Annotated in this window: 30 protein-coding genes and 1 tRNA gene; 23 read left to right on the plus strand and 8 right to left on the minus strand. The window is 31.6% G+C overall.

Annotation, left to right across the window (positions count from 1 at the left end):
* Position 1 precedes the first annotated feature (1 nt).
* The 4 genes from IUY40_RS06210 to IUY40_RS06225 all read left to right on the plus strand — a co-directional run bounded on the left by IUY40_RS06210 (position 2) and on the right by IUY40_RS06225 (position 3,050).
* Entirely contained in the window at positions 2-247 is a 246-nt protein-coding gene (locus tag IUY40_RS06210) for a hypothetical protein (protein WP_195735996.1), read from the plus strand.
* A 303-nt stretch (positions 248-550) separates the two neighbouring features.
* Complete coding sequence (locus IUY40_RS06215; RefSeq protein WP_068842116.1) at positions 551-1,540, plus strand: hypothetical protein; 990 nt, start codon at positions 551-553, stop codon at positions 1,538-1,540.
* Positions 1,541-1,869: 329 nt separating this feature from the next.
* On the plus strand, positions 1,870-2,214 hold the full coding sequence (locus tag IUY40_RS06220) for a hypothetical protein (protein WP_195735997.1): 345 nt from the start codon (positions 1,870-1,872) through the stop codon (positions 2,212-2,214).
* Between the two features lie 611 nt (positions 2,215-2,825).
* Positions 2,826-3,050: a hypothetical protein gene (locus tag IUY40_RS06225; RefSeq protein ID WP_195735998.1), complete on the plus strand. Its 225-nt coding sequence runs from the start codon at positions 2,826-2,828 to the stop codon at positions 3,048-3,050.
* A 32-nt stretch (positions 3,051-3,082) separates the two neighbouring features.
* Here IUY40_RS06225 and IUY40_RS06230 read toward each other — a convergent pair whose 3' ends face one another.
* A complete protein-coding gene (locus IUY40_RS06230) occupies positions 3,083-3,670 on the minus strand; it encodes a riboflavin synthase (protein ID WP_195735999.1) in 588 nt (195 codons plus the stop codon).
* Positions 3,671-3,728: 58 nt separating this feature from the next.
* On the opposite strand from IUY40_RS06230, the gene pdxA reads away from it, so the two are divergent.
* The 12 genes from pdxA (at position 3,729) to IUY40_RS06290 (ending at position 12,126) form a co-directional block, all read left to right on the plus strand.
* Positions 3,729-4,778, plus strand: coding sequence for a 4-hydroxythreonine-4-phosphate dehydrogenase PdxA (gene pdxA / locus IUY40_RS06235; RefSeq protein WP_195736000.1), 1,050 nt, complete (start codon positions 3,729-3,731; stop codon positions 4,776-4,778).
* Between the two features lie 107 nt (positions 4,779-4,885).
* The gene (locus IUY40_RS06240) at positions 4,886-5,428 is read left to right on the plus strand and encodes a DUF177 domain-containing protein (RefSeq protein WP_195736001.1); all 543 of its coding nucleotides are present in this window, start codon (positions 4,886-4,888) and stop codon (positions 5,426-5,428) included.
* A gap of 9 nt (positions 5,429-5,437) precedes the next feature.
* On the plus strand, positions 5,438-5,632 hold the full coding sequence (gene rpmF / locus IUY40_RS06245) for a 50S ribosomal protein L32 (protein ID WP_007137315.1): 195 nt from the start codon (positions 5,438-5,440) through the stop codon (positions 5,630-5,632).
* Between the two features lie 172 nt (positions 5,633-5,804).
* Positions 5,805-6,803 carry a beta-ketoacyl-ACP synthase III gene (locus tag IUY40_RS06250; protein WP_195736002.1) on the plus strand — a complete coding sequence of 333 codons (999 nt, stop codon included), beginning with the start codon at positions 5,805-5,807 and terminating at the stop codon, positions 6,801-6,803.
* Between the two features lie 22 nt (positions 6,804-6,825).
* Positions 6,826-7,308, plus strand: coding sequence for an acetyl-CoA carboxylase biotin carboxyl carrier protein (gene accB, locus IUY40_RS06255; RefSeq protein ID WP_195736003.1), 483 nt, complete (start codon positions 6,826-6,828; stop codon positions 7,306-7,308).
* An 89-nt stretch (positions 7,309-7,397) separates the two neighbouring features.
* A complete protein-coding gene (accC, locus tag IUY40_RS06260; protein WP_195736004.1) occupies positions 7,398-8,744 on the plus strand; it encodes an acetyl-CoA carboxylase biotin carboxylase subunit in 1,347 nt (448 codons plus the stop codon).
* 262 nt (positions 8,745-9,006) lie between these two features.
* The gene (locus tag IUY40_RS06265) at positions 9,007-9,303 is read left to right on the plus strand and encodes a hypothetical protein (protein WP_195736005.1); all 297 of its coding nucleotides are present in this window, start codon (positions 9,007-9,009) and stop codon (positions 9,301-9,303) included.
* A gap of 50 nt (positions 9,304-9,353) precedes the next feature.
* Positions 9,354-9,650: a hypothetical protein gene (locus tag IUY40_RS06270; RefSeq protein WP_195736006.1), complete on the plus strand. Its 297-nt coding sequence runs from the start codon at positions 9,354-9,356 to the stop codon at positions 9,648-9,650.
* Positions 9,651-9,703: 53 nt separating this feature from the next.
* Positions 9,704-10,000 carry a hypothetical protein gene (locus IUY40_RS06275; protein ID WP_195736007.1) on the plus strand — a complete coding sequence of 99 codons (297 nt, stop codon included), beginning with the start codon at positions 9,704-9,706 and terminating at the stop codon, positions 9,998-10,000.
* 36 nt (positions 10,001-10,036) lie between these two features.
* Positions 10,037-10,333 (plus strand): hypothetical protein, encoded by a 297-nt coding sequence (locus IUY40_RS06280; protein ID WP_195736008.1) that lies wholly within the window; start codon positions 10,037-10,039, stop codon positions 10,331-10,333.
* A 40-nt stretch (positions 10,334-10,373) separates the two neighbouring features.
* Complete coding sequence (locus tag IUY40_RS06285) at positions 10,374-10,670, plus strand: hypothetical protein (RefSeq protein WP_195736009.1); 297 nt, start codon at positions 10,374-10,376, stop codon at positions 10,668-10,670.
* A gap of 124 nt (positions 10,671-10,794) precedes the next feature.
* Positions 10,795-12,126 (plus strand): sigma-54 dependent transcriptional regulator, encoded by a 1,332-nt coding sequence (locus tag IUY40_RS06290; protein WP_195736010.1) that lies wholly within the window; start codon positions 10,795-10,797, stop codon positions 12,124-12,126.
* Here IUY40_RS06290 and IUY40_RS06295 read toward each other — a convergent pair.
* Complete coding sequence (locus tag IUY40_RS06295) at positions 12,123-14,576, minus strand: ATP-binding protein (protein WP_195736011.1); 2,454 nt, start codon at positions 14,574-14,576, stop codon at positions 12,123-12,125. The two genes, IUY40_RS06290 and IUY40_RS06295, sit on opposite strands and share 4 nt — an antisense overlap.
* 204 nt (positions 14,577-14,780) lie before the next feature.
* Positions 14,781-16,682, minus strand: a complete 1,902-nt coding sequence (locus IUY40_RS06300) for a S9 family peptidase (RefSeq protein WP_195736012.1) — start codon at positions 16,680-16,682, stop codon at positions 14,781-14,783.
* 282 nt (positions 16,683-16,964) lie between these two features.
* Between IUY40_RS06300 and IUY40_RS06305 the strand changes: the two genes are divergently transcribed.
* Genes IUY40_RS06305 through IUY40_RS06315 form a run of 3 tightly spaced genes read left to right on the plus strand, consistent with a single transcriptional unit; the run spans position 16,965 to position 19,782 of the window.
* Positions 16,965-18,077, plus strand: a complete 1,113-nt coding sequence (locus tag IUY40_RS06305) for an FAD-dependent oxidoreductase (RefSeq protein ID WP_195736013.1) — start codon at positions 16,965-16,967, stop codon at positions 18,075-18,077.
* A complete protein-coding gene (mtgA, locus tag IUY40_RS06310; protein WP_195736014.1) occupies positions 18,077-18,838 on the plus strand; it encodes a monofunctional biosynthetic peptidoglycan transglycosylase in 762 nt (253 codons plus the stop codon). The genes IUY40_RS06305 and mtgA overlap by 1 nt, the downstream gene beginning before the upstream one ends.
* Positions 18,835-19,782, plus strand: coding sequence for a lipid A deacylase LpxR family protein (locus IUY40_RS06315; RefSeq protein ID WP_195736015.1), 948 nt, complete (start codon positions 18,835-18,837; stop codon positions 19,780-19,782). The genes mtgA and IUY40_RS06315 overlap by 4 nt, the downstream gene beginning before the upstream one ends.
* Before the next feature lie 319 nt (positions 19,783-20,101).
* Here IUY40_RS06315 and IUY40_RS06320 read toward each other — a convergent pair whose 3' ends face one another.
* Both IUY40_RS06320 and IUY40_RS06325 read right to left on the minus strand, forming a co-directional pair.
* Positions 20,102-20,479, minus strand: coding sequence for a hypothetical protein (locus tag IUY40_RS06320; RefSeq protein WP_195736016.1), 378 nt, complete (start codon positions 20,477-20,479; stop codon positions 20,102-20,104).
* A 318-nt stretch (positions 20,480-20,797) separates the two neighbouring features.
* Positions 20,798-20,874 (minus strand) — tRNA-Ala (locus tag IUY40_RS06325).
* A gap of 106 nt (positions 20,875-20,980) precedes the next feature.
* On the opposite strand from IUY40_RS06325, the gene IUY40_RS06330 reads away from it, so the two are divergent.
* The 4 genes from IUY40_RS06330 to IUY40_RS06345 are packed head-to-tail and all read left to right on the plus strand — an operon-like array spanning position 20,981 to position 23,188.
* Entirely contained in the window at positions 20,981-21,748 is a 768-nt protein-coding gene (locus IUY40_RS06330) for an enoyl-CoA hydratase/isomerase family protein (RefSeq protein ID WP_195736017.1), read from the plus strand.
* Positions 21,749-21,753: 5 nt separating this feature from the next.
* A complete protein-coding gene (locus IUY40_RS06335) occupies positions 21,754-21,930 on the plus strand; it encodes a hypothetical protein (RefSeq protein ID WP_195736018.1) in 177 nt (58 codons plus the stop codon).
* Between the two features lie 32 nt (positions 21,931-21,962).
* Positions 21,963-22,415, plus strand: a complete 453-nt coding sequence (locus IUY40_RS06340) for a 6-carboxytetrahydropterin synthase (RefSeq protein WP_195736019.1) — start codon at positions 21,963-21,965, stop codon at positions 22,413-22,415.
* 14 nt (positions 22,416-22,429) lie between these two features.
* A complete protein-coding gene (locus tag IUY40_RS06345; RefSeq protein ID WP_195736020.1) occupies positions 22,430-23,188 on the plus strand; it encodes a UDP-2,3-diacylglucosamine diphosphatase in 759 nt (252 codons plus the stop codon).
* Between the two features lie 103 nt (positions 23,189-23,291).
* Here the strand turns inward: IUY40_RS06345 and IUY40_RS06350 are convergent, their stop codons facing one another.
* From IUY40_RS06350 to recJ, 3 genes are all read right to left on the minus strand, one after another.
* Positions 23,292-23,648: a hypothetical protein gene (locus IUY40_RS06350; protein WP_195736021.1), complete on the minus strand. Its 357-nt coding sequence runs from the start codon at positions 23,646-23,648 to the stop codon at positions 23,292-23,294.
* A gap of 236 nt (positions 23,649-23,884) precedes the next feature.
* Entirely contained in the window at positions 23,885-25,165 is a 1,281-nt protein-coding gene (locus tag IUY40_RS06355) for an MFS transporter (RefSeq protein ID WP_195736022.1), read from the minus strand.
* A gap of 1 nt (position 25,166) precedes the next feature.
* Complete coding sequence (gene recJ, locus IUY40_RS06360) at positions 25,167-26,855, minus strand: single-stranded-DNA-specific exonuclease RecJ (RefSeq protein ID WP_195736023.1); 1,689 nt, start codon at positions 26,853-26,855, stop codon at positions 25,167-25,169.
* Between the last annotated feature and the right edge of the window lie 46 nt (positions 26,856-26,901).

Here is a 26,901-nt window from a genome sequence, read left to right on the forward strand (position 1 = left end):
TATGAAAAGCCAAAAGCGAATTGACGGTGTCCAAATAAATAAGCTTTTACGTTACAAACTTATTAAAGAGCTGTACCAAAAAAGTATACAAGAGCATCCATATACACCTACTACCAAAATACTAGAAATATACATATTCCCAGTTTACCCAATTTCACGTACTACTTTATACGAGATTCTTTGTACTCCAGTAACTAAATTGTTAGCCGAATATGAAGCAAAAAAACAAAATGAATCAAACAGCTAAAAAGGTAATTTTAAGCTGAAATAGTCTGTATAGGACTTGAATTAATTTTCTTTTTGGTCTGTAAATCAATGGTTTAATGTTTTTTATTTTTTATAGGTAGAAAAATGGTATAGAAAACATAAAATATCGGTTGATATATGAATTAAAAATCTACACTTAGTAACTTTTTTTTTACAAATTTATATAACATATACAAAATAATGTATTTTTACACATGCAATATAGCAGATAACCAAAATATATCCTATTAAACATTTTCTATTTTCTTTGTTTAATATGGAATTAAATAAACCATAAATCATAATGACTTTACAACAAATATTAGATCAAATACCGCACATAAGTAATAGAAATTACTGGCTTGTTAGAACTGAGGGCGGAAAAAATTATGACTCATTTTTAGCTGGAAAGTTCATTGGAATTGGATATAATAAAATAACACTAGAGGATATTAAGGCGGGTAATACTCGTGATGAAGTGGGGGTTACAATATTAGCAAATAAAATTAAAAAAGCATATGGAGAAGACGAAGCAAGACCAAAACACTCTGCCAGACAGCTTTTAAAATTTGCGTATGAAATTAAAAAAGGGGACATTATTATGATTCCAAGCGAAAATTCCGAATATATACAATTTGCGGAAATTTCAAATACAATTGCTTTTAATGAGTTAAATAATAAATTTGATTGTGATTTAATAAAGAGAAAGCAAATTAAATTACTTAGGCAAGTAACTAAAGCAAGTTTAGACCCTAAGTTGTTTAAACTAATGTTTTCCCATCATACTATAACAAATGCCGATCAATACGGAGAAGTTATTGATAAAATAATAAATGGTATCTTTGTAAAAGAAGATCATGCGCATTTAGTCCTTGAAGTGCAAGCGAAAGATGATGTTAAAGCAAGAAGTCTTTTTAAAATGGGAGATATTGCTTTGGATTTGCTAGATGAATTTTGCGAAGCTGAGGATTTAGATTATAAATCAGACGATTTTGATATAAAACTAGCTGTTCAATCTCCTGGTTTCATAGAGATATCTGGACTTGGAATGGGTGGAATAATTATACTAGGAATTATAATTGTGGCAATAGCTGGAGGTGGCTTTAGTTTAACTTATAAAAAAGATTTAAAGACCGAAATAAAATCAGACGGGATCATTGAGAAAGTGCGAAAATTTTTGACTACACGCAAAAACAATGATATAAAAACCGAACTACTTAAAAAGCATATGGATAGTTTAGAAATTAAAGATCCAAAAGAATTAATTGAGATATTAAAACAGCTTGATAAATAACAATGAATAAATTATTAAACATATTATCCTTACTTGGAAGTTTTTTAATAGTATTTGGAGTTTTATTCCTTGTGCAAGATATTACTATTGGAAGAATTTATTATGTTAAAAATTTAATTGTATATAATTTTTTACCGTTTAAATATTTAGTATTTACAGCTAGCTCTTTGTTGATTATTTTACGATTTGTAGATTTCTATATTCCGAAACGAGGTAAGTAAAGATTTTAATAATTTTTAGAATTAAGTAATTCTTAACTTCTTTAAAAAAATATAACGACAGCTGATCTATGAGCCTTTCTTCTTTGTAAATTTACAAAAAAAGATATTATGAAAGCTTACGAAACAGTAATTGACAAAAGAAAGTACACGATTCTATATGAAATTGATGAAGAAGAAATGAAAAAGTTGATGTATAGTAATGATTGTATTTTGAATATTACATGCACTCCGAATGAAGATGATTTTCTGACTGTAAAACGATTTCATTTAATCTTTGATGAAAGAAAAGAAGCTGATCTTTTTTTGGAAATAAATTGGCTATTACAAACTGATTTTTATAAAGGAATAGACTTTTTGAAAGCCAATAGGACAATTGGATATACTATGACTAGTGGCAGTACTTATATAGATGAAATTAGTTTTGGATACTATGCTCCATTTTACCCTAACTAATTTCGTCATAAACCTGTTTTAAATAGTCTGTTAATAAAATTTTTATGTACTTCGGAGCTTTTTAATGAACGGCGCATAACTAAGAAACTAGGAATTGTTGTAATGTTATTCTTATATTTAGATATGAAAATGTAAAATTTGAATTTTTTTACCATATTTCTACCCAAAATTAAAAATTAAAATAAATCACTGATAATTAGCGTTTTGTGCTAAGTAGTTCAGTTTCAGGTGGGACCACAGTTTAAATTAGAAAAGCCTTTACAGCAATGTAGAGGCTTTTTTTGTGATTGGCTAGTTTGATTTTATTGTTGTGTAATTAAAGTTTGGCTTTCCATTTTGGTTTTCGATAATTTTGTGTAAGATTTTATATATATTAGCAATTATTTCTTTAATGTTGAGTGTTAATTTTTGGTGATTACTATGTTGATATACAGTAGTTTGTTGTTTTTTTTAAGGGCTTTTTATTTGGTTTTTTTGTTAGTGGTATTGTAACTTTCTTTAAAAACGATACATTTGTTTACTAATTCTACTTGGTATTTGTAGCTTGTAGAATTTAGTTTTAAAAATAAATTTCCATTTTATGCATTTAATTTCAGAGAATTAAAATTTATATGAAAATTATTTCACAAAGGTTTTTAATAGTTCTAATGGTTTTGCTAGGTTCGATTAGTGCTTTTGCTGCTCCTGCCCCTCCTGCTCCGAAATTTATTCCACCACCACCAGGTGATCCACCATTGCCTATTGATGAAAATCTCGTGTTTTTATTTATTGTTGCATTATCATTTGGAGTATATAGTATATATAAGCATAAATTAAAACAAAAAACTCCAGCGTAACTGGAGTTTTTTGTTTTTAAGACTACTTTTTTTTAGTTGTTTTTGTATAATCTGGATACGTATTTGCCAATTACATCAAACTCTAGATTTATTTTAGTTCCAATCTTGAAATTATTAAAATTAGTATTTTCAAATGTATACGGAATTATTGATACGCTAAACTGATTTCTTTGAGAATTTACAACAGTTAGGCTAACTCCGTTTACGGTAATTGATCCTTTTTCGATTGTAATATTGTTTGATTTTTCATCATACTCGAAAGTATAATTCCAGCTGCCGTTAGCCTCTTCAATAGCAATGCAGTTTCCTGTTTGGTCTACATGACCTTGAACAATATGTCCATCAAGGCGATCGCTTAATTTCATGCCTCTTTCAAGGTTGATGATGTCACCAACTTTCCAGTCGCCGATATTTGTTTTCTGTATGGTTTCGGCTATGGCGGTAACGGTGTAAAGAGAATTCTGTGTATTTACAACAGTTAAGCAAATTCCATTATGGGAGACGCTTTGGTCTATTTTGAGTTCATTTGTAATGGAAGAATCTACAGTTATGTGAATATTATCTCTGTCTTTTCTTATTTCGACTACATTGCCAAGGGTTTCTATGATTCCTGTAAACATTTCTTATTTTATTTTACTAAATTTGCACATCAAAATTAGTAATAAATAACCTGTGGTCATGATAAAAAATGCAGAAAATATAATCGTCGGAATTTCAATAGGAGATTTAAACGGTATTGGAAGCGAAGTTGTTCTTAAAACATTTGAAGATTCTCGAATGCTAGAACTCTGTACTCCAGTCATTTTTGCAAATGTGAAAATAATATCTTTTATAAAAAAGAATTTCACGTCATCAGCAATGTTGCATGGGATTGACAAATTAGACCAGATTATACCAGGAAAAATTAATGTCTATAATCTTTGGCGAGAGGGGATCGATATTAATTTAGGAGCTAATGATGATAAAGTAGGAGAGTATGCGGTAATGTCTTTTGTTGCTGCTACTAAGGCTTTAAAAGAAGGAATTGTAGATGTTTTGGTGACTGCACCTATCAATAAATATAATATTCAATCAGAAACATTTAAATTTCCTGGGCATACAGATTATTTAGATCAGGAGTTAGAAGGTAATGCTTTGATGATGATGGTTCAGGATAACCTGAGAGTTGGTTTGCTAACAGATCATATTCCGTTAAGTGAGGTTGCATCGCATCTCACAGAGGAATTAATTGAGCGTAAAATTCAAACGATTAAACAGTCATTAATTCAGGATTTTAGTATCAATAAACCGAAAATTGCAGTTTTAGGTCTTAACCCGCATTGTGGAGATGGTGGTGTAATTGGTAAAGAAGATGATGCGATTTTAAAACCAGTTTTAAAGAAAATGTTTGATAAAGGAACAATGGTTTTTGGGCCTTTTCCTGCGGATGGTTTTTTTGGAAGTGGTCAATATGAGAAATATGATGCTATTGTGGCTACTTATCATGACCAAGGATTGATTCCATTTAAGACGTTATCTTTTGGTAAAGGAGTTAATTATACTGCCGGATTAAATAAGATAAGAACCTCGCCGGATCACGGTACGGCGTATGATATTGCTGGAAAAGATATTGCAGATTATAATTCATTTAAGGAGGCTATTTATTTGGCAATAGACATATTTCGTTCTCGTAATCAATATGAGGAGATTAGTAAAAAACCTCTTAAAATAAAAGAAAAACAGTTATAAACAAAAAAAGGTGAATAAGATTATTAGTTTTACAATAATTTTATATCTTTGCACCCCGATTCAGACTTCTGCGGTTCAGAATATGAATTAGGAAAAATGATGTTGAAATGAGCAAGACAAAAGAATATTTAATTCCATTCGTAGGATTAAAGTTAGGTAAACACCATTTTGAGTATCAAATAAGTAATGTGTTCTTTGAGAGCTTTGATTATGAAGAATTTCAAAATTCAGATATCAAAGTAAATGTAATTTTAGAGAAGAAAAGCAACATGTTAGAGTTGAGTTTCAAGCACAAAGGTACTGTAAATGTGCCATGTGACTTAACAAGCGAAGACTTTGATTTGCCTTTAAAAGGTAGTATGAAGTTGATAGTTCGTTTTGGAGAAGCTTTTAATAATGATAATGAAGAGTTGCTTATTCTGCCATACGGTGAATTTGAAATAGATATTGCACAATATATCTACGAAATGATTGCGCTTTCGGTACCTCTAAAAAGGATTCATCCAGGAATTAAAGACGGAAGTTTAAAAACAGAAGCTTTAGATAAACTGAATGAATTAACTATAAAAGAACAAAAAGAAGAGAGTAAAAAAGAAGAAGATATTGACCCTCGTTGGGACAAATTAAAGAAACTATTAACGGATAAATAATATAGTAAAATGGCACATCCTAAGAGAAAAATCTCGAAAACAAGAAGAGATAAGAGAAGAACACATTATAAAGCTACTGTAGCTCAAATCGCTACATGCCCTATTACTGGGGAGGCACATTTATACCACAGAGCTTACTGGCATGAAGGGAAAATGTACTACAGAGGGCAAGTTGTTATAGATAAATCTGTAGCTGTTGCTTAATACATTTTTGTAAATGATATTAGAACTCTCACTATGTGAGAGTTTTTTTTGTTGATTATAATTTTCGTTATTTAAGAAAATTAAGACAATACGTTTAGAATTTTTTTTGTAATTTTCAAGTCTTTTAAAAATTATTCAAATACTAGTATTTGGAAGGAAATAATTGAATATAATGAATACAATCACAGCCGCAATAACCGCTGTTGGAGCTTATGTTCCAGACTTTGTACTTTCTAACAAAGTCTTAGAAACCATGGTGGATACTAATGATGAATGGATTACTACCCGCACTGGAATAAAAGAAAGAAGAATTCTTAAAGATACTGATAAAGGAACCTCATTCCTTGCTATAAAAGCAGCACAAGATTTAATAGCCAAAGCGAATATTGATCCTTTGGAGATTGATATGATAATAATGGCAACAGCTACAGCAGATATGCCAGTAGCTTCTACAGGAGTTTACGTTGCAACAGAAATTGGAGCAACAAATGCTTTTGCATATGATTTACAAGCGGCTTGTTCTAGTTTCCTTTACGGAATGTCTACAGCAGCAGCGTATATTCAGTCAGGTAGATACAAAAAAGTATTACTAATAGGAGCAGATAAAATGTCTTCGATAGTAGATTATACTGATAGATCTACTTGTATTATTTTTGGAGATGGCGCAGGAGCAGTATTATTTGAACCTAATTATGAAGGTTTAGGATTGCAAGATGAATATTTGAGAAGTGACGGAGTTGGTCGTGATTTTTTGAAAATACCAGCAGGAGGATCTTTAATTCCAACTACTTTAGAAACAGTTCAAAGTAATAGACATAATATTATACAAGACGGGAAAACTGTTTTTAAATATGCTGTTACTAATATGGCTGATGCTAGCGAATTAATTCTTAAAAGAAATAATTTAACAAATCAAGATGTAAATTGGTTAGTTCCACATCAAGCAAACAAGCGTATCATTGATGCCACTGCAAGCAGAATGGATTTAGAAGACTCAAAAGTATTAATGAATATTGAAAAATATGGTAATACAACATCAGCTACATTGCCTTTGGTACTTAGCGATTTTGAGCATTTATTCAAAAAAGGAGATAACATTATTTTTGCCGCTTTTGGAGGTGGATTCACTTGGGGATCTATTTACTTAAAATGGGCTTACGATAAAAAATAAATTTAAACTAAAAACGAATATTATGGATTTAAAAGAAATTCAAAACCTAATCAAATTTGTAGCAAATTCGGGAGTTGCTGAAGTAAAGTTGGAGATGGATGATGTTAAAATCACCATTAGAACAACTTTAGAAGGTAATGTAACTGAAACCACGTATGTTCAACAATTGCCAGCTCAAGCAACATTGCCACAAGCTGTAGTGCCTCAGCAAGCGGCTCCAGTAGTTACAACTACAGAAGTTCCAGTTGCAGCAGAAAATTCTAATTTGATTACTATAAAATCGCCAATTATTGGAACTTTTTATAGAAAACCTTCACCAGACAAACCAGCTTTTGCAGAGATAGGTTCAACAATTGCTAAAGGAGATGTTCTTTGTGTTATTGAAGCAATGAAATTATTTAATGAAATTGAATCTGAAGTTTCTGGTAAAATTGTTAAGATTTTAGTAGATGATATGTCTCCAGTTGAGTTTGATCAACCGTTGTTTTTAGTAGATCCATCATAAAAAATTAGATTTTAGATTTTAGATTTTAGAAATTTTCTATAATCTAATAATCATATGATCTAATTATCTAATTATCTAATTTTAAAAAGATGTTTAAAAAAATATTAATTGCGAATAGAGGAGAAATTGCACTTCGTGTAATTCGTACATGTAAGGAAATGGGGATTAAGACTGTTGCAGTCTACTCAACTGCCGATGCTGAGAGCTTACATGTTAAATTTGCAGATGAAGCAGTTTGTATAGGTCCTCCTCCGAGTAACTTATCGTATTTGAAAATGTCAAATATTATTGCTGCTGCCGAAATTACAAATGCAGATGCAATACATCCAGGATATGGATTTCTTTCTGAGAATTCGAAGTTTTCTAAAATATGTCAGGAACACGGAATCAAATTTATTGGTGCTGCTCCTGAAATGATTGACAGAATGGGAGATAAGGCTTCTGCCAAAGCAACAATGAAAGAAGCAGGAGTTCCTTGTGTACCAGGTTCAGACGGATTGTTAGAATCATTTGAACAAACACAAAAATTAGCTGAAGAATTCGGTTATCCAGTGATGCTTAAGGCTACTGCTGGTGGTGGTGGAAAAGGAATGAGAGCAGTTTGGAAAGCAGAAGAGCTTCAAAAAGCTTGGGATAGTGCACGTCAGGAATCATTAGCTGCTTTTGGTAATGACGGAATGTATCTTGAAAAATTAATCGAAGAGCCTCGCCATATCGAAATTCAGATTGTAGGAGATTCTTATGGTAAAGCATGTCATCTATCAGAAAGAGATTGTTCTGTACAACGTCGTCATCAAAAATTAACTGAAGAAACTCCTTCGCCATTCATGACAGATGAATTGCGTACTAAAATGGGTGAAGCCGCTGTAAAAGCTGCTGAATTTATTAAGTATGAGGGAGCAGGTACAGTTGAGTTTTTGGTTGATAAACACAGAAATTTCTATTTCATGGAAATGAATACACGTATTCAGGTAGAGCACCCTATTACAGAGCAAGTTATTGATTATGACTTGATTCGTGAGCAAATTATGGTTGCCGCAGGAATTCCAATTTCTGGAAAAAATTATTTACCACAATTACATGCTATAGAATGTCGTATTAATGCTGAAGATCCATATAATGATTTTCGCCCTTCACCAGGAAAAATTACTACGCTTCATATGCCAGGAGGTCACGGTGTACGTCTAGATACGCATGTGTATTCAGGTTATAGTATTCCGCCAAATTATGATTCAATGATTGCTAAATTAATTACTACTGCACAATCTCGTGAAGAGGCAATTAGCAAGATGAGAAGAGCTTTGGATGAGTTTGTAATCGAAGGAGTTAAAACAACAATTCCTTTTCACAGACAATTAATGGATGATCCACGTTATATCGCAGGAGATTATACGACTGCTTTTATGGATACATTTAAAATGAAAGATTTGGAATAGATTATTACATATAGTATTGAAAGCCTCACAGTAATGTGAGGCTTTTTTTATTTGTATGATTTTAAAAAATCAAATTATGTGTATTTTTTACACACTTTATATCCACTTTACCCACTATTCGATTAGCGGTGGTTTTATATTTTAACAGCTAATCGTGTGTTTAGTAGTTGTTTATGTTGTTTTGTGGTCTTTTTAGTTTTACGGCATAATAATTTCTTTATCTGAAGTGTAAAACAATACAAATAATTTAAAATCTATTATTATGAAAAAGTTAATCTTATCAGCCGCAATCCTATTAGGAAGTTTGTCTTCATTTGCAACAGCTTTACCAACTTCAGTTATAGATGTTAAAACTACATCAGTACAGGAAGAATATACTGAAATTAAAATAGAAGAATTACCAGCAGCAATTTCAGAAGCTTTGAAAAAAGCATATCCAGATGCAATACTTAATAAAGCATATGTAAATGCTAATAAAGAGTATAAGTTAGATGTAACTGTAGGAGATAAAGTGGGAAGTCTTTTTGCAGATGCAACAGGAAATTGGATTAAAAAATAATTCGATTTAGAAAGTCAAAAAAATTAAAAAACATATAAAAATATATCATTATGAAAAAGTTAATCTTATCAGCAGCAATCGTATTAGGAAGTTTATCTTCATTCGCATCAACTTTACCAACTTCAGTTATAGATGTTAAAACTACATCAGTTCAGGAAGAATATACTGAAATTAAAATAGAAGAAATGCCAGCAGCTATTGCGGAAGCTTTGAAAAAAGCATATCCAGATGCGGTACTTAATAAAGCATATGTAAATACCAATAAAGAGTATAAGTTAGATATAACTGTAGGAGATAAAGTGGGAAGTCTTTTTGCAGATGCAACAGGAAATTGGATTAAAAAATAATTCGATTTAGAAAATAAAAATAAATTAAAAAAACATATAAAAAATATATCATTATGAAAAAGTTAATCTTATCAGCAGCAATCGTATTAGGAAGTTTATCTTCATTCGCAACAACTTTATCAACTTCAATTGTAGATGTCAAAACTACCTCAGTTCAGGAAGAATATACTGAAATTAAAATTGAAGAGTTACCAGCTGCTATTACAGAAGCTTTGAAAAAAGCATATCCAGATGCAGTACTTAATAAAGCATATGTAAATGCTAACAAAGAGTATAAGCTAGATGTAACAGTAGGAGATAAAGTGGGAAGTCTTTTTGCAGATGCAACAGGAAACTGGATTAAAAAATAATTCGATTTAGAAGTTTAAAACATTAAATTTAGTATCATGAAAAAGTTAATCTTATCCGTAGCAATTGTATTAGGAGGTTTATCAGCTAATGCTACAACTGTAGCAATTACAGAATCTACTGTAAAAGTAGTTAGTGTTCAGGATGAATACGTAGAGATTAGTGCAGATGCACTTCCTGCAGAAGTAAAAGCTACTCTTGAAAAATCTTTTCCAGATGCGAAACTGGAAAAAGCTTATAAAAATGAAAAAGATGTATATAAACTAGAAATCGTTCATAGCGATAAAAAATATACTATTTTCTCTGACGCATTAGGAAATTTGATCAAAAAATAATTGATCACAAGCCAAACGAGTTAAATTTAAACATATCATTATGAAAAAAGTAATCTTATCCGTAGCAATTGTTTTAGGGAGTCTGTCGATTTATGCAGTCGATCTAACAATTACAGAGCCAGTGATTAAAGTTGCAATTACGCAAGATGGCTACACTGAAGTTAGTGAAGACACGGTGCCAGTGGCAGTAAAAACTGCTTTGCAGAAGGCTTATCCGGATGTGAAACTTGATAAGGTATATGTAAATGAAAAGAAAGAATACAAATTAGAAATCTCAGTTGGTGACCAAAAGGCTACTGTGTATTCAGATGTTAATGGCAATTGGATAAAAATATAATTTAGGTAGATTAGTTTAGGTTTTTTTTAAGAAGAGATTGCATTTGCAATCTCTTTTTTTTTGCAAAATTTTGTGAAAATACAATTAATTTAGTCTTATTTTAGCATGAAAAGTCCATACACTAATGCCAAAGATTTTATTAATAGAAGATGATATTTCGTTTTGTAAATTATTAGATAAATTTCTAACAAAAAAAGCATACACAGTTGTGACTGCCTTTTCTGCAACCGAAGCTCGAAATGTAATTAAGGATGAATCTTTCGATCTTATTATTACAGACTTAAGACTTCCCGATTCAGATGGGATAGGGTTGATGACTGAATTTAAAAAAATCTATCCAGAAATTCCAGTTATTTTAATGACAGGATATTCAGATGTAAATACTGCTGTGAAGGCTATAAAAAATGGTGCTGCGGATTATATTTCGAAACCATTTAATCCAGAAGAAGTTTTATTAGTGATTTCAAATGCTTTACAAAATTCAGTTATAGTTCCAGAAAAAGAACAGAAAGTAAAGCCTCAAAAAAAATCAACCGAATTTGAGATTGTAAAAGGAATTTCTAAAGCTTCAAAGAAATTAGCAGAGCACATTAAGCTTGTTAGTCCAACCAATATGTCAGTTTTGATAATAGGAGAAAGCGGTACAGGAAAAGAAATCATAGCCAAGAGTATTCATGAACAAAGTCCTAGAAAAGGGAATAATTTCATTGCAGTAGATTGTGGCGCTATACCTAAAGAATTAGCAGCAAGTGAGTTCTTTGGGCATTTAAAAGGCTCTTTTACTGGAGCGATTACTGATAAGATAGGCTATTTTGAGGCTGCAAATGGAGGAACTGTATTTTTAGACGAGATTGGAAATCTTTCTTACGAAAATCAAATTCAACTTTTGAGAGCTTTGCAAGAACGAAAGATAAAACCCGTTGGGAGTAATAAAGAAATCGATGTTGATATTCGTATAGTAACTGCAACCAATGAGGATTTGCGAGAAGCTGTACAAAAAGGAGATTTCCGTGAAGATTTATATCATCGGATAAATGAGTTTTCTATTCATTCGCCTTCATTGGTTGAAAGAGAAGAAGACTTAATGATTTTTGCAGATTTCTTTCTTGAAAAAGCCAATGTACAATTAAACAAAAACATTATTGGTTTTTCGGAAGAAGTAACTGTAGTTTTTCAAAAATACAGGTGGCCTGGAAATTTAAGAGAACTTCAAAACTGTGTCAAGAGAGCAACGCTACTGTCACAAGGGGATTTTATAGAAACTAGTGTATTACCACTAGAGTTTTTTCAGACCCAAAAGCAGGTTCCAAATGATTTTTCATTGTCTGAAAATGAAAAAGAAGCTATAATTCATGCTTTGTCAAAAGCCAAAAACAATAAGTCAGAAGCTGCAAAAATGCTAAAGATTACCCGTAAAACTTTATACAATAAGTTAAAGCAATACAATATAGATTAAGTTATTTCTTTTTCGATTGTCAAAAGTAGTGAATTGATTTTAGTTTTTAATTCATCAAAAATTACCCCTAAATCTGTATCAGAGTATTTATTTAGTTCTAAATCATCTAAAGTCTTACTGATTTCAAAAGCATTTATTTGCTTGAACATTGGAGACATTCGGTGTGCAATAGCACTAATTTCGGCAGTCTCTTTATTATTGCTACTTTTTTCTAAAACTACTAAGTTTTCTTTTGTAGATGTTATAAAAGTCTTAAGTACTTCTTGAAGAGCCTCTTTGTCATTGGTTAAAAATGATTTTAAAGAATCAAGAGAGTAGCCTTTTTCTAAATTAAGGTTATTGATCTCACTATCTTCAGGTTCAATTTTATACGAACTATCAAATAATGAAACTACAGTTTTGAGTAATGTTTTAGGAGAGTACGGTTTTTTTACAACAGTTGTAAATCCAGCATCTATATAAACTTTAAAATCTAAATCATCTCTTCCTGTTAAGGCAATTATAGGTTGGTTTTGGTATTGAGAATAGGTGTTTGCTTTTAACTTTTCTAAAAATTGAAATCCATCAATTCCAGGCATTTGAATATCAGTTATTATAAAGTCAAAAGAGGTGTGTTCTATTGTTTTTAAGGCGTCATTGGCATTGTTAAAAGCTAAAACAGTATAATTGTGCTGTTTTAAAACTTCAGACGTTAAACCTAGTAAATTAGCGTCGTCATCTAGTACAATTGCGGTTTTATATGAGATTAAAGGAGCAGTGTGATTTTCTAGATTAGTTGTTTCTTTTAATTCAGATTCTGGATCGGTATCAAAAACCAATGGAAGCTGAATTTTAAAAGTACTCCCTTTACCAAAAACACTTTTCAGGTATAAATCGCCCCCTAAAAGAGTAGCTATTTTTTTTGATATGGAAAGCCCCAAGCCAGTTCCTCCATATTTTTTTTCAATATTTTCATTAGCTTGAGCAAATTCTTCGAATATTAGATTTTGATTTTTTTTCTCAATTCCAATCCCAGAATCTTCTATTTTTATAATAACAAAATCTCCATTGTCATTAATTGAAGCATTGATTTTTATAAAACCTTTTTCAGTAAATTTATAAGCATTACCAATGATATTGCTCAAAATTTGTTTTAGTCGAAAAGAATCTCCAATTATTTTTTGATTTAATTTTTCATCGGCGTGGATGATAAGTTCTATATCTTTTTGTTCGTAAACAGATTGAATACTTTTAGCAACCTCAGTTATGATTTCAGGAAGTAAGAAGGGCTTCTTTTCGAATGTAATTTTTCCAGCTTCGATTTGAGAAAAATCTAGTAAATCCTGTACCAATTGTGATATATATTCGGATGAATTTTTAATATTCTTGATAAAATACGATTGTTTAGTATTTATGTCAGAATTGCTTAAGAGTTCTGTATAGCCCACTATGGTGCTCAATGGAGTTTTTAGATCATGACTTACTGTAGAAATGAGCTGTTCACGGCTTTTTAAAAGATTTCTAGTTTTGAAATTAGCAATTTCTAGTTGTTTCTTATAAAGTTGTGTCTTGGAGAAATCACTCGTAATAAGGATAGAAAAAAAGATAGTAAGCAGCAGGCCTACAATGGCAGCACCAGTAACAATCTGATTGATTTTTTTTAGTGATTTTTCTTTGTCAGTATTATATTTAATGGAGTTTATTATAATTTCTCGTTCAATTATACGTAGTACTTTTCGGAGTTGCTCAGAAATTAAAATTTCATTTTTTAGTAATTTGTTTTCCTGATAATTGAGCGATTCCTTTTTCTTTTCTGTTTCTCTTTTTACAGAACTTAATAATTTTTTGGATGTTGATAAAATAGAGTCAGATGCTTTCTTGCTTAATGTATTTGTGCTATCGTCCGGAATATTCTGATTGAGGTAATCAACATATTTTTGGAGAACATTGCGTTGATAAGTTCCTAGTTTTTCAGGGTTTTTAGCAAAATCCTCAAGTTGCAATTTACGTAATGAAAATTCGAGTTTCGTTAATTCATCAATAGCATTATTTACTGTAACTTCATCATTAGCTTTGTTTTTTATGGATTTTAATTGCCTAATATTTTTAGTCTTTTCGGCCAATAAATAACTCACACTATCCAATAAAACAATTTGAGATTGGGTAGTAACTATATTTTTTAAAGAATCAATTCGAATTCGTAGGTAATCAGATTCTTTGATGTAGTGTTCGAAATCGGTTTCAGAATTGGACTGAATTGTTTTTCGAACCAGACTTTCAGTTTTGTATACATTTGAAAATATCTGACTTACTTTTAAAATTTTAGTTTTTTCAAAAGCGATTTTACTTTCTATGTTAGAGTAAATAACATTTTCTGAATATAAAACCCACCCCACACTAATTACAAGCGAAGCTAATGCGATGTAACTTATAAAAACTTTGAGCGGAATGTAACTTTTTTTACTCTCCATAGATTGTAATTATTGGGGTTTTTTTATCGCAATTTATTTAATTTTTTCTGATTAAGGCTTATAAATCACAATCAATATGTTATATGATTTTAATTAGTAAACGCAAAAAAGCCACAGATATCTATTTTAATGTCTGTGGCTTTTGTATAAAATTATTTTAAACTAATTTACTTGTTTTTGTTCTCTTATTTAAGAGCAATTAGATTAAAGCGTTTCTTCTAACCATTTAAAGAATTCACTTTGCCAAACTTGGGCATTCTGAGGTTTTAAAACCCAGTGGTTTTCTTCAGGGAAATACAATAATCTACTTTTTATTCCGCGTAATTGAGCAGCCTGAAATGCTTCTTGAGATTGGCCAATTGGTACACGGAAATCTTTTCCACCTTGAATAATTAAGATTGGTTTATTCCATTTGTCAACGTAGTTTATTGGGTTAAATGTAGTATATGCTTTTTGAGCAATTGCATTGTTTTTATCCCAGTAAGGACCACCAAAATCCCAGTTGTTAAAGAAAAGCTCTTCGGTAGTTCCAAACATACTTTGCGTATTGAAAACACCATCATGAGCAATAAAAGTCTTAAAACGGTTGTTGTGAATTCCTGCTAAAAAGAAAGCCGAATAACCACCATAACTTGCGCCTACACAACCTAAACGAGTTTTGTCAACATAGTTTTCTTTAGCAACATCATCAATAGCTGATAAGTAATCATCCATAACTTGTCCGCCCCAATCCTTACTAATTTGTTCGTTCCATTTTACTCCATGACCAGGCATCCCGCGACGGTTTGGCGCTACAACGATATAACCTTTGGCAGCCATTAATGAGAAATTCCAACGGAAAGAATAGGATTGTGTTAAAGCAGATTGTGGTCCGCCTTGGCAATATAAAAGTGTCGGATACTTTTTTGAAGCATCAAAATTTGGAGGCAAGATTACCCAAACCAACATTTTCTTGCCATCGGTTGTAGTAACGTAACGTCTCTCTGTTTTGCTTAAAGTAAGTTTCTCGTATGTGTTAGTATTTACATCTGATAATTGTCTCCAAGTGTTCTCTTTTAAATTAAAAGAGAAAATTTCGTTAGCATGATTCATGTCTGATCTGGTAACAATAATATTGTCATCTGCAAAACCAACTAAATCATTCACATCATAGTTACCATTTGTAATTTGACGAACATTTACAGCAATTTTTGTTAATCCAGGAAAGTTCACTTCAAAAAGTTGCTTTGTACCATCAATAGGTGCCACAAAAAAGACTTTCTTACCATCTTTGCTCCACATAAAACTATTTACAGTTCCATCCCAATTGGCAGTTAGGTTCATTTTCATGCCTTTAAAATCAACAATAATATCATTTTTATCAGCCTCATATCCGTCACGTTTCATTTGCAACCAAGTTAAATTACCAGTTGGCGAAAATTGCGGAGCCATATCATAACCTAAATTGTCCTCCGTTCTATTTATTGTTTTACCAGTTTGAAGGTTGTATTCGTAAATATCAGTATTGGTAGAAATTGCATACTGTGTTCCAGCTTTTTTCTTGCTTACATATAAAATGCTTTTGCTATCAGGCGACCAGATATAGTCTTCGTCTCCACCAAAAGGTTTTTGAGGACTGTTGAAATTTTCTCCTTTTAAAAGATCAATTCCAGTAGCGCCATCTTTGTTTTCTTTGTAAAAAACATGATTGAATTTACCCTCATTCCAAGTGTCCCAATGGCGATAATCTAGACCATCATAGATTTGTGCATCAGATTTATTCAGGTTAGGGTAAAAATCTTTTCCTAAAACTTTATCAATTTTTACTTCTTCATTATACACTAAAAATTTTCCATTTGGAGAAATGTTTTTATCAGTTAAAATTGTTTTTATATCTGAAACTTCAGTTGCTTTCCCACCATTTACAGGTAGAGAATAATATTTTGATTGTGAATTGTCTTCAGTAATTGATGGTGTTGTAACCTTATAAACAACGTTTTTTCCATCTTTGGAAAGTCCAAGCGCAGTAACTCGTCCTAGTTTCCATAATAATTCGGGTGACATTACATTTTGTGCCATGGTGCTTAAACTCATCATTACTAAGGTTGTAAATAGTGCTTTTTTCATAGATTTAAACTTAATTTTTAAGATTTTAAAAGTACAAAATTTATTTCAGCAACCTGATGATAATACAGTAGGTATTCTCTTAAAATTAAGATAAAAAGACAATTCGTAGATTTAAGAAATTAGTTAAATTACATGAGTAATATGAGTTTGTTTTAAGTTTTATTCGGACAATTTTGTTATATGAATTTATATTTGTTAAAAGATTGAATAAAATGCTTAATTTGTAAAACTCTTCTTATTGTAAATACTCAAAAAAATACTATTTTTATAAAAAATATCAATATGGAATTAAGTTATTGGGAACTTAAAAATTGGTTTACAAAGGTAGACTTTACTATTGTTGGTAGTGGAATTGTGGGCTTACATGCAGGATTACGGTTACGCGAAAAATTTCCCAAAGCCAAAATTCTGATTCTCGAAAAAGGAATGTTACCCCAAGGAGCAAGCACAAAAAATGCTGGTTTTGCTTGTTTTGGTAGTCTATCGGAAATAGTTGATGATTTGAAATCGCATACCGAAGAAGATGTAGTCAAACTTATTGAAAAACGTTGGAAAGGACTACAATTATTACGTAAACGATTGGGGGATCATGCAATCGACTTTAAACCTTATGGAGGATATGAGTTGTTTTTAAAAGAAGATGAAGAAGGATATAATGAATGTTCCAGCAAATTGCCTTTTGTAAATGAAATTCTTAAACCATTTTTTAAGACAGATGTTTTTGCTAAAGAAACAGATTGTTTTGAGTTTAAAGGTATTCATGAGTATTTGGTATTTAATCCTTTTGAAGGACAAATAGATACTGGTAATATGATGCAAGCATTATTGAAAGAAGCAATTGAAGCTAACATATTGATTTTGAATAAGCAAACAGTTACGTCCTATTTTGATAAAGGAAATCTTGTTGAGATTGCATTGGGAGATTTTATTTTTACTACAAATAAAATTCTTTTTGCAACTAATGGGTTTGCAAATGAACTTACAGATGGAGCAGTAAAGCCTGCAAGAGCACAGGTTCTTATTACAGAACCTATCCATAATTTAGAAATTAAAGGCACATTTCACTTAGATAGAGGGTATTATTATTTTAGAAATGTAGGCGATAGAATTTTATTAGGTGGTGGTCGAAATCTAGATTTTGAGATAGAAACCACAACCGAATTTGGATATACAGAAATAATACAAAATAAATTGGAAGATTTATTGAAAAATGTAATTTTACCAAATCAAAAAATAGATATCGCTCATAGATGGAGTGGTATAATGGGAGTAGGAAATAGTAAAAATCCAATTGTAACCCAATTATCAGAAAATGTATTTTGTGGTGTTAGATTAGGAGGAATGGGGGTAGCAATAGGTAGTTTAATAGGAACAGAATTAGCAGATTTAATATAATGGCGACTAAAAAAGCAGCACCAAAAAAAACAACAACAAGTAAAGTTAAACCAACTTCCCAAAAGAATAATAGGTCATTTGGTAGTAAAATAGTCCGTTTTTTTTGCAAATTACTTTTGTGGTTCTTTGGAGTTTCATTGCTTTTTGTGGTGCTTTTTAAATTTGTTCCTGTCCCTTTTACCCCTTTAATGGTAATTCGTGGAATTGAAAACAAAATAACAGGTAAGGAAAATTATTTTAGTCACGATTGGGAGCCAATTGAAAATATTTCCATGAATTTACAAAAAGCAGTTATTGCGAGTGAAGATGGAACTTTCTTAAAACACAATGGTTTTGACTTTAAGGCATTGCAAAAAGCATATAAAAGTAACGAGCGCGGCAGAAGAATAAGAGGAGGAAGTACCATATCGCAACAAACGGCCAAAAATGTTTTTTTATGGCAAGGAAAGAGTTATTTCCGTAAAGGGCTAGAAGCTTATTTTACAGTCTTGATCGAATTGGTTTGGGGAAAAGAGCGTATTATGGAAGTATATCTTAATAGTATCGAAATGGGAGATGGAGTTTATGGAGCCGAGGCTGCTGCACAACATTGGTACCGCAAGAGCGCAAAGAGCCTTACACCTATACAAGCTGCAGGAATTGCTGCTATTTTGCCAAATCCTCGTAAGTTTAAAGCAACAGGATCTTCAAGCTACATTAATAAAAGGAAAAATAAGATTGTAAAAGTAATGCGTAGCGTTGGTAAAATTGATTATGAATGATACCAAAAAAAGCATTAAGTATCATTCTGATTTTTATTGTAACTTTTGGTTTTGCCCAAAGCAGGACCCAAGAGATAGGACTTGTTACAGATAATGATTTATATACATCATCTAAAAATGATAAGTATTATACAAATGGGTTGGAGTTTTTTTATAGATTTTTATCAGAGAACAATAAAGAAAAAGTAAACAAAAAGATCACTGAGTTTCGATTAGGGCAGTATATTTATAATCCGCATACTATAAACGCTGATGACATTGCTTTAAACGATAGACCATTTGCAGGCTATCTTTTTGCAGGAGTAGGTCGAAATACCTTTTATCAAAATGAGTCTGTATTAAAGGTTGATTTTCAATTGGGTTTTGTTGGTAAAAACTCATTTGGGAAAGAGATGCAAGAGCAATTTCATAATTTTTTCCAATATAGAGCAGTTCATGGATGGCAACATCAAATCCAAAATGCTTTAGCAATTCAAGCACATTTTTTATATTCTACCAAGTTGTTTCCAAAGGCAAATTACAATTATATAGATTTTAATTTTCAATCAGAAGCTAATCTAGGAACTATTTTTACAGGAATAAAAGCAGGGTGGATGACAAGGATCGGTTTTAAAAAACTAGTTCCAATTTATGATTCCAATCTTAATGGAGCCTCAATGAATGCTAATCCAGGATTGAAACAAAGTGAATTTTATTTCTACGCAATTCCTAGTATTAATTGCCAAGTGTATGATGCCACGATTCAAGGAAGTTTGTTTAATGATAATAGCCCAGTAACATATAATTTAATTCCGCTTCGTTTTAATGCCGAAGCAGGCTTAAAATACAGAAAGAATAGTCTTAATTTATCTTATGCATTTGTTTACAGAAGTAAAGAACTAAAATATAAAGATAATATGGGATATTTTTATGGCTCAATTCAGGTTTCTTACTTGTTGAAATAAAAAACCGTAATCGCATATTTAAAAATTTGATTACGGTTTAGTATTTGTTTTTCTTTTATTAAACACTTTTTATTCCCACTTACTAATTCAGAAATATATTAAAATATGTAATATTTTATTCGAAAAACAAATATTTTACTTTTGTAAACTATCATTACATTCCATAGTCTCAAGTTCGTTAATTACTATTTAGCTATATCATAGTTATTGTTGAATAATGAATTTTTTGTACTCTCAAAGAGAGTAAATTATTCTAAAACAAATATAATATATTTTTTCTTACAAAATCTAAAATAATAATTAAATCGTAGGTTTATATTTATTGTTTTACGTAATTCCCCGGCAAATGTCCTTTTGAGTGCATTCTTGTATTTGATGTTTTTGAAAAGTTAAATCGAAATATAAAACCCTTGTCACCCTGATGAAAATCAGATACATACAAATTTGGTGTAGAAGATATTTCTTGCGCTAATGTTTCAGAAAATTTATATGCTTGCCTACTGTAGGAAAAAGATTCACCATTTGTAGTATACTTTATGTCATGATTTGTAAAGGTTAATGTTGCCCCAGAAGCTTCATCTTTCCAAACACCTTGTATCCAGGCTGGAGGATTAAAAATACCGTAGGAGTCTTCATCGCCTGAGGAACATGAAATAGTAATAATGGTTAAACTAAATAATAATAATAATTTTTTCATATGAAATGGTTATAAAAACTAAGAAAATAATGACATATTAAGAGATTAGGCTCTTAATCGAATTGCCTAAGTTCAAAAAATATACCATTTATAGAAAATTAACTATATTTTAACATCATTTTGTTGGGGATACAAGCTAGTTTGTGTTTTTGTAAAGTTTTACATTTGATAAAAAAAGAGATTAATATGGAGGAGGGCTTTTTGTTTGTAATAATTAGATGATAGAGTATTTATCTAACTTATTTTTTATTATAATGAGTAGTCCTAAAAAAATAAAACCTCTGTAAAAGTTAATTTACAAAGGTTTTATTTTTTTATTGGTGGAGAATATCGGATTCGAACCGATCACCTCTTGCCTGCCAGGCAAGCACTCTAGCCAAATGAGCTAATCCCCCAATATGAGAGCAAATAAAGTCATTTAATTGGAAAAAAGCAAATTTCAAAACGCATCAGCTTAAAATAATTGTCAAAATCGTAACTTTACAATCAAATCTATTTTTTATGAGTTCAGAAAATCAATACGGTTCACTTCATACTATAATTCAAAATAATATAGCAACAGTTGAGTTTTATCACCCAGCAAGTAATTCTTTTCCTAGAACTTTGCTTAATAAATTAACTGCAGAAATCGATAGCTTGAGTAAAAATGATGCTGTTACAGTTGTTATTTTAAGAAGTGAAGGGAATGGTGCTTTTTGTGCAGGAGCGTCTTTTGATGAACTTCTGGCAGTCGAAAATGAGGAGCAAGGAGCTGAGTTTTTCTCAGGATTTGCACATCTTATCAATGCGATGAGAAATTGTTCTAAAATAATTGTTGGACGTATTCATGGTAAATCTGTTGGAGGAGGAGTTGGTATTGTTGCTGCTTGTGATTATGCTTTTGCTACACAAGAAAGTGCTGTAAAACTTTCAGAATTAGCAATAGGAATTGGACCATTTGTTATAGAGCCAGTAGTTTCTAAAAAGATTGGAAAAACAGCAATGACAGAGATGACACTTGCTGCTCATGAATGGAAATCGGCAACTTGGGCAAATCATAAAGGGCTTTTTGCAAAAGTGCTTGAAAACGAAGTCGAATTAGACGAAGAATTATCTCATTTTGCATTGAGACTAGCAAGTTACAACCCCGAAGCATTAAGCGAAATGAAGAAAATTATTTGGCAAGGGACTGAAAATTGGGGCTCATTACTTTTGGAACGTGCTCAGATTTCGGGAAAATTAGTTTTGTCTGATTTTACAAAATCAGCTTTATTACAATTTAAAAAATAATTAATATGAATGTTGTTTTATTCCTTCAGCAAGTGGATGTTGCGAAGAAAATGGAGACTGCTCCTGATAGTAGTTATCAAATAGGAGTGGTAATAGGTTCGTTTATTCCATTCGTTATTTTGGTAGGAGTTGCGTACTGGATGTATAACCGAGCTAAAAAAAGAGACCAAAACGGTTTTTAATTTAGTAAATTTGCAACCTAAAATAAAACTCGATGAGTAATATCAGAATTACAAAACAATTTAGTTTCGAAACAGGACATGCGCTTTATGGGTATGATGGTAAGTGTAAAAATGTTCACGGACATAGTTATAAACTGTCAGTAACGGTTATTGGTTCGCCAATTACAGACCGCGATAACGTAAAGCACGGAATGGTAATTGATTTTTCGGATCTAAAAAAGATTATAAAAGAAGAAATCGTAGATCAGTTTGATCACGCTACAGTTTTTAATGAAACAACACCACATATTGAACTGGCAAACGAGCTAAGAAATCGTGGGCACCATGTGATTTTAGTTGATTATCAGCCAACAAGTGAGAACATGGTTGTCGATTTTTCGGAAAGAATTGTTAAAAGATTACCAACAAACATTTCTCTTTTTTCTTTAAAACTTCAAGAAACTGAATCATCATTTGCAGAATGGTATGCAAGTGATAATTTGTAATCGAAATAGATTTCATGCAATTACCCAATAATAAAAAAGTTTATTTTGCTTCCGATCAACATTTTGGAGCACCTACCTCTGAATTAAGTTTTCCCAGAGAACAAAAATTTGTTGCATGGCTCGATGAGGTAAAAAAAGATGCTGAGGCAATTTTTTTATTAGGTGATTTATTCGATTTTTGGTTCGAATATAAAACGGTTGTTCCTAAAGGATTTATTCGTGTTTTGGGTAAATTGGCAGAAATTCGTGATAGCGGGATTCCAGTATATTTCTTTGTAGGGAATCATGATTTATGGATGAATGATTATTTTGAAACAGAACTTAATATTCCTGTATATCATGATAATAAAGAATTTACTTTTGGAGGAAAAACATTCTTGATCGGTCATGGTGACGGAAAAGGTCCTGGGGATAAAGGGTATAAAAGAATGAAAAAAGTCTTTACAAACCCATTCTCAAAATGGATTTTCAGGTGGCTTCATCCAGATGTTGGTGTGAAATTAGCACAATATTTATCGGTAAAAAATAAATTGATTTCTGGAGATGAAGATGTTAAATTTTTAGGAGAAGAAAATGAATGGTTGGTATTATATGCTAAACGTAAATTAGAAACGAAACATTATAATTATTTCGTTTTTGGACACCGTCATTTGCCTATGATTCTTTCTGTAGGTCAAGATTCTAATTATGTGAATCTTGGTGATTGGATAGGATATTTTACCTACGGAGTTTTTGATGGAGAAACTTTCGAACTTAAAGAATTTAGAAAATAATCAGTTAGACGGACAATTTTATTTAATAGTATAATAAAAATGTTAGCTATGTAAGTTATGAAACTTCCTTATTTTTAAATGTTTTAAAAATAAGGAAGTTGTATTAATTTAAACCAACTCCATAGACATATTCTTCTAGCTGAATTTTAAATAAAGAGCCTTTTACCAAATCTTCTATCGCTTTTAATTCGTCCATAGAAACGGCCAAATCTATTTGAGTGCAAGGAGTTTTTAATAAAAATTTATGGCATTTATTTTTTAAGGCGCATTCTTCGCAACAAGCATTTGTCATTAAGCTATCCTCAATTAAATCATCAAAATCTTTTAATTCGGATATTGAAAAATAAAATCCGGTTTCTTTAAAAACCAATTGAATTTTATCAAAAAGGGTTTCATTAGAGGTTTTCCAATAAAAAGAAATTCCGAAGTCGTTATGATATATTTGTTCTATTTCTTTCATGATCATTAATTATAAAAACAAATATAATTATTATTTATATCAATTCTAAATAAAAAAATCATAAAATAGGTTAATTTTTGTTAACGACAGAGGTAAGCTAAATTCAGGTTTGCTAATCAACATGAATCTTTATGTGAACTTAGGTTGTTTATGTGGTTTAAGCGAAGTAGAATTTTAAGCTTTAAGTTAGTTCTCAGTAGCTATTAAATTTTGTTTTCTAACAATACTTTAATTTATTAGTTCATATTTTGATGGTCTTCCATATCTTTTTGTAAATCTAGGTTTCTAAAAGTAGGAGATTTTATTCCAAAGCCTAAAACGGTTAAAAGTGTCATGCTTCCGCCAAAAACAACAGAAGTAACAGTTCCCATAAGACGAGCAGTTAAGCCACTTTCAAAAGCTCCCAATTCATTAGAAGAACCTACAAACATAGAGTTTACGGCAGCAACACGTCCACGCATATGATCTGGAGTTTTAAGTTGTAGAATTGTTTGACGTATAACGACTGAGATTCCATCGGCAACACCACTTAAAAATAAAGCAGCAACCGAAAGCCAGAAAATGGTAGATATACCAAATGTAATTATGCATAGTCCGAAAATAAAAATAGCAGCCAAAAGTTTCATTCCAGCTTTTTTATACAAAGGAACATAGGCAGAAATTAGCATAGTGATAAAAGCACCTACTGCAGGAGCAGCTCGCAATATACCAAAACCTTCTGGGCCAACTTTTAAAATGTCTTGAGCAAATATGGGTAACAAGGCAACTGCGCCACCGAAAAGAACGGCTACCATATCAAGAGACAATACACCTAAGATGGTTTTATTATTAAATACAAATTTGATTCCTTCTTTTAAACTATCCATGACAGGCTCGCCAATTTTTGGATTTAAAATAGGTTTTTTGCTAATTTGTGATAGTGCGATTAATGCAAAAAGAGAACAGGCAAAAACGGAACACATAGACCAATGGACACCAATATAGTTAATTGAAAATCCTGCAATAGCTGGGCCTAAAACGGAGCCTACCTGCCAAACAGAACTACTCCAGGTAGCAGCATTAGGGTATAATTTTTTAGGTACAATTAAGGATAAGAGAGAGAAAATAGTTGGGCCTAAAAATGCTCTTACTAATCCGCCTAAGAATACTAAAAAATAAATAGAGTATAAAATAGTGTCTTTAGAAAAACCACTTACTATTTTTGGCCATGTCAGTAAAAATAAACCAAAACTAATAACAGAAAAGCCCAGAATGCATTTTACTAATAGCCCTTTTTTTTCCTTTTGATCTACAATATGACCAGCAAATAAAGCCATAGAAACTGCTGGAATTACTTCCATTAAGCCAATAATTCCTAATGAAAGAGGGTTTTTGGTTAAGCTATATACTTCCCATTCGATAACGATAAATTGCATAGACCAGGCAAAAACCATGGCAAAACGTAAAACTAAAAAAACGTTAAACTCTTTGTAGCGTAACGCTGCGTATGGGTCGTTTTTTTTGATTTTATCTGTCATCTTACTGAATGTCTTTTAACATTAACTGCGTAGAAATAGTACCATTCCATTCGTTTTCTGAGATGCAATATGTAGCTTGAAATGGCTTTTGTTGTGTTGTTAAGTCTAATTTTTTGCCTAAGCCAAATCCAATTGCCGAAATTCCTTCGGAGTTGTTTTGCTTTACAAACAGTTTAAGATGGTCTTCATCAGCTCCCATCGCTTTTGCATAACCTGTATCTTTTATATTTTTTGTCATAAAAACAGGAGTCATATTAAGAGGGCCAAAAGGTTCGAATTGTTTTAAAATTCGAATTAATTTTGGCGTAATATCTGTAAAATTAATCTCGGCATCAACTTCGATTTCGGGAGTTAACATTTCGGGTAGGATCGTTTTTTCTACCTGTTTCTCAAAGGCTTCTTTAAACGTTGGATAATTTTCTTCTTTTAGAGTCATTCCAGCGGCATACATATGTCCTCCAAATTGTTCCAAATGTTCAGCACAGGCATCAAGAGCATTGTATACATCAAAGCCTTTTACAGAGCGGGCAGAAGCAGCATATTTATCACCGCTTTTTGTAAAAACAAGTGTTGGTCGGTAATACGTTTCTATTAATCTAGAAGCTACAATACCTATGACGCCTTTGTGCCAATCCTCTTGAAAAACTACAGTTGAAAATCGATTTTGTTCTTGATTTTTTTCTATTTGCTGAAAGGCTTCTTTGGTGATTTGTTTGTCCAAATCTTTACGATCAGCATTGTATTTTTCTATTTCGGATGCAAATTGTTGCGCTTGTTCAAAGTTGAATTCAGTTAACAATTCTACGGCATGATTACCGTGTTTAATGCGTCCAGCTGCGTTAATTCGTGGCGCTATAATAAAAACAACATCGGTAATGTCGAGTGTTTTCTTTTTTACTTGATGAACCAAAGCCTTGATTCCAGGTCTTGGATTGCTATTGATAACTTGTAAGCCAAAATAAGCCAAAACCCTGTTTTCGCCAGTTATAGGTACAATATCAGCAGCAATTGCAGTTGCAACTAAATCTAAGTAAGGAAATAAATCATGAATAGTTTCATTGCGATTTGTTCCTAAAGCCTGAATTAATTTAAAGCCTACACCACAACCACATAACTCATCATAAGGATAAAAACAATCCTCTCTTTTTGGGTCTAAAACAGCAACAGCATCGGGAAGAGTATCTCCGGGGCGGTGGTGATCACAAATGATGAAATCGATATTTCGTTCTTTTGCGTAAGCGACATGGTCAATAGATTTTATACCACAATCTAGTGCAATAATGAGTGAAAATCCATTATCATCGGCAAAATCAATTCCCATAAATGAAACCCCATAACCTTCGGCGTAACGATCCGGAATATAGGTTGCTACATTTGGATAATATGATTTTAAATAAGAGGATACCAAGGAAACGGCAGTTGTGCCATCAACATCATAATCTCCAAAAACGAGTATGTTTTCTTGATTAGCAATTGCTTTCTCTATTCGGGAAACAGCTTTATCCATATCTTTCATCAGATAAGGATCATGGAGATGTTCTAACGACGGGCGAAAGAAATTTTTAGCATCATCAAAAGTTTCAATTCCACGTTGGATTAAAAGTGTTGCAACAAAGTTTTCTACATTTAACGTTTGTGCTAAATGGTTGATTTTATCTTCAGAAGGTTTTTCTTTTAATGTCCAGCGCATTTTTATTGATTTTTTTGAGTGAAGATTAACGATTTTTGATTTCAGA

Origin of the sequence: Flavobacterium sp. ALJ2, assembly GCF_015594725.1 — a bacterium.
In the GTDB taxonomy this organism is placed as follows: domain Bacteria; phylum Bacteroidota; class Bacteroidia; order Flavobacteriales; family Flavobacteriaceae; genus Flavobacterium.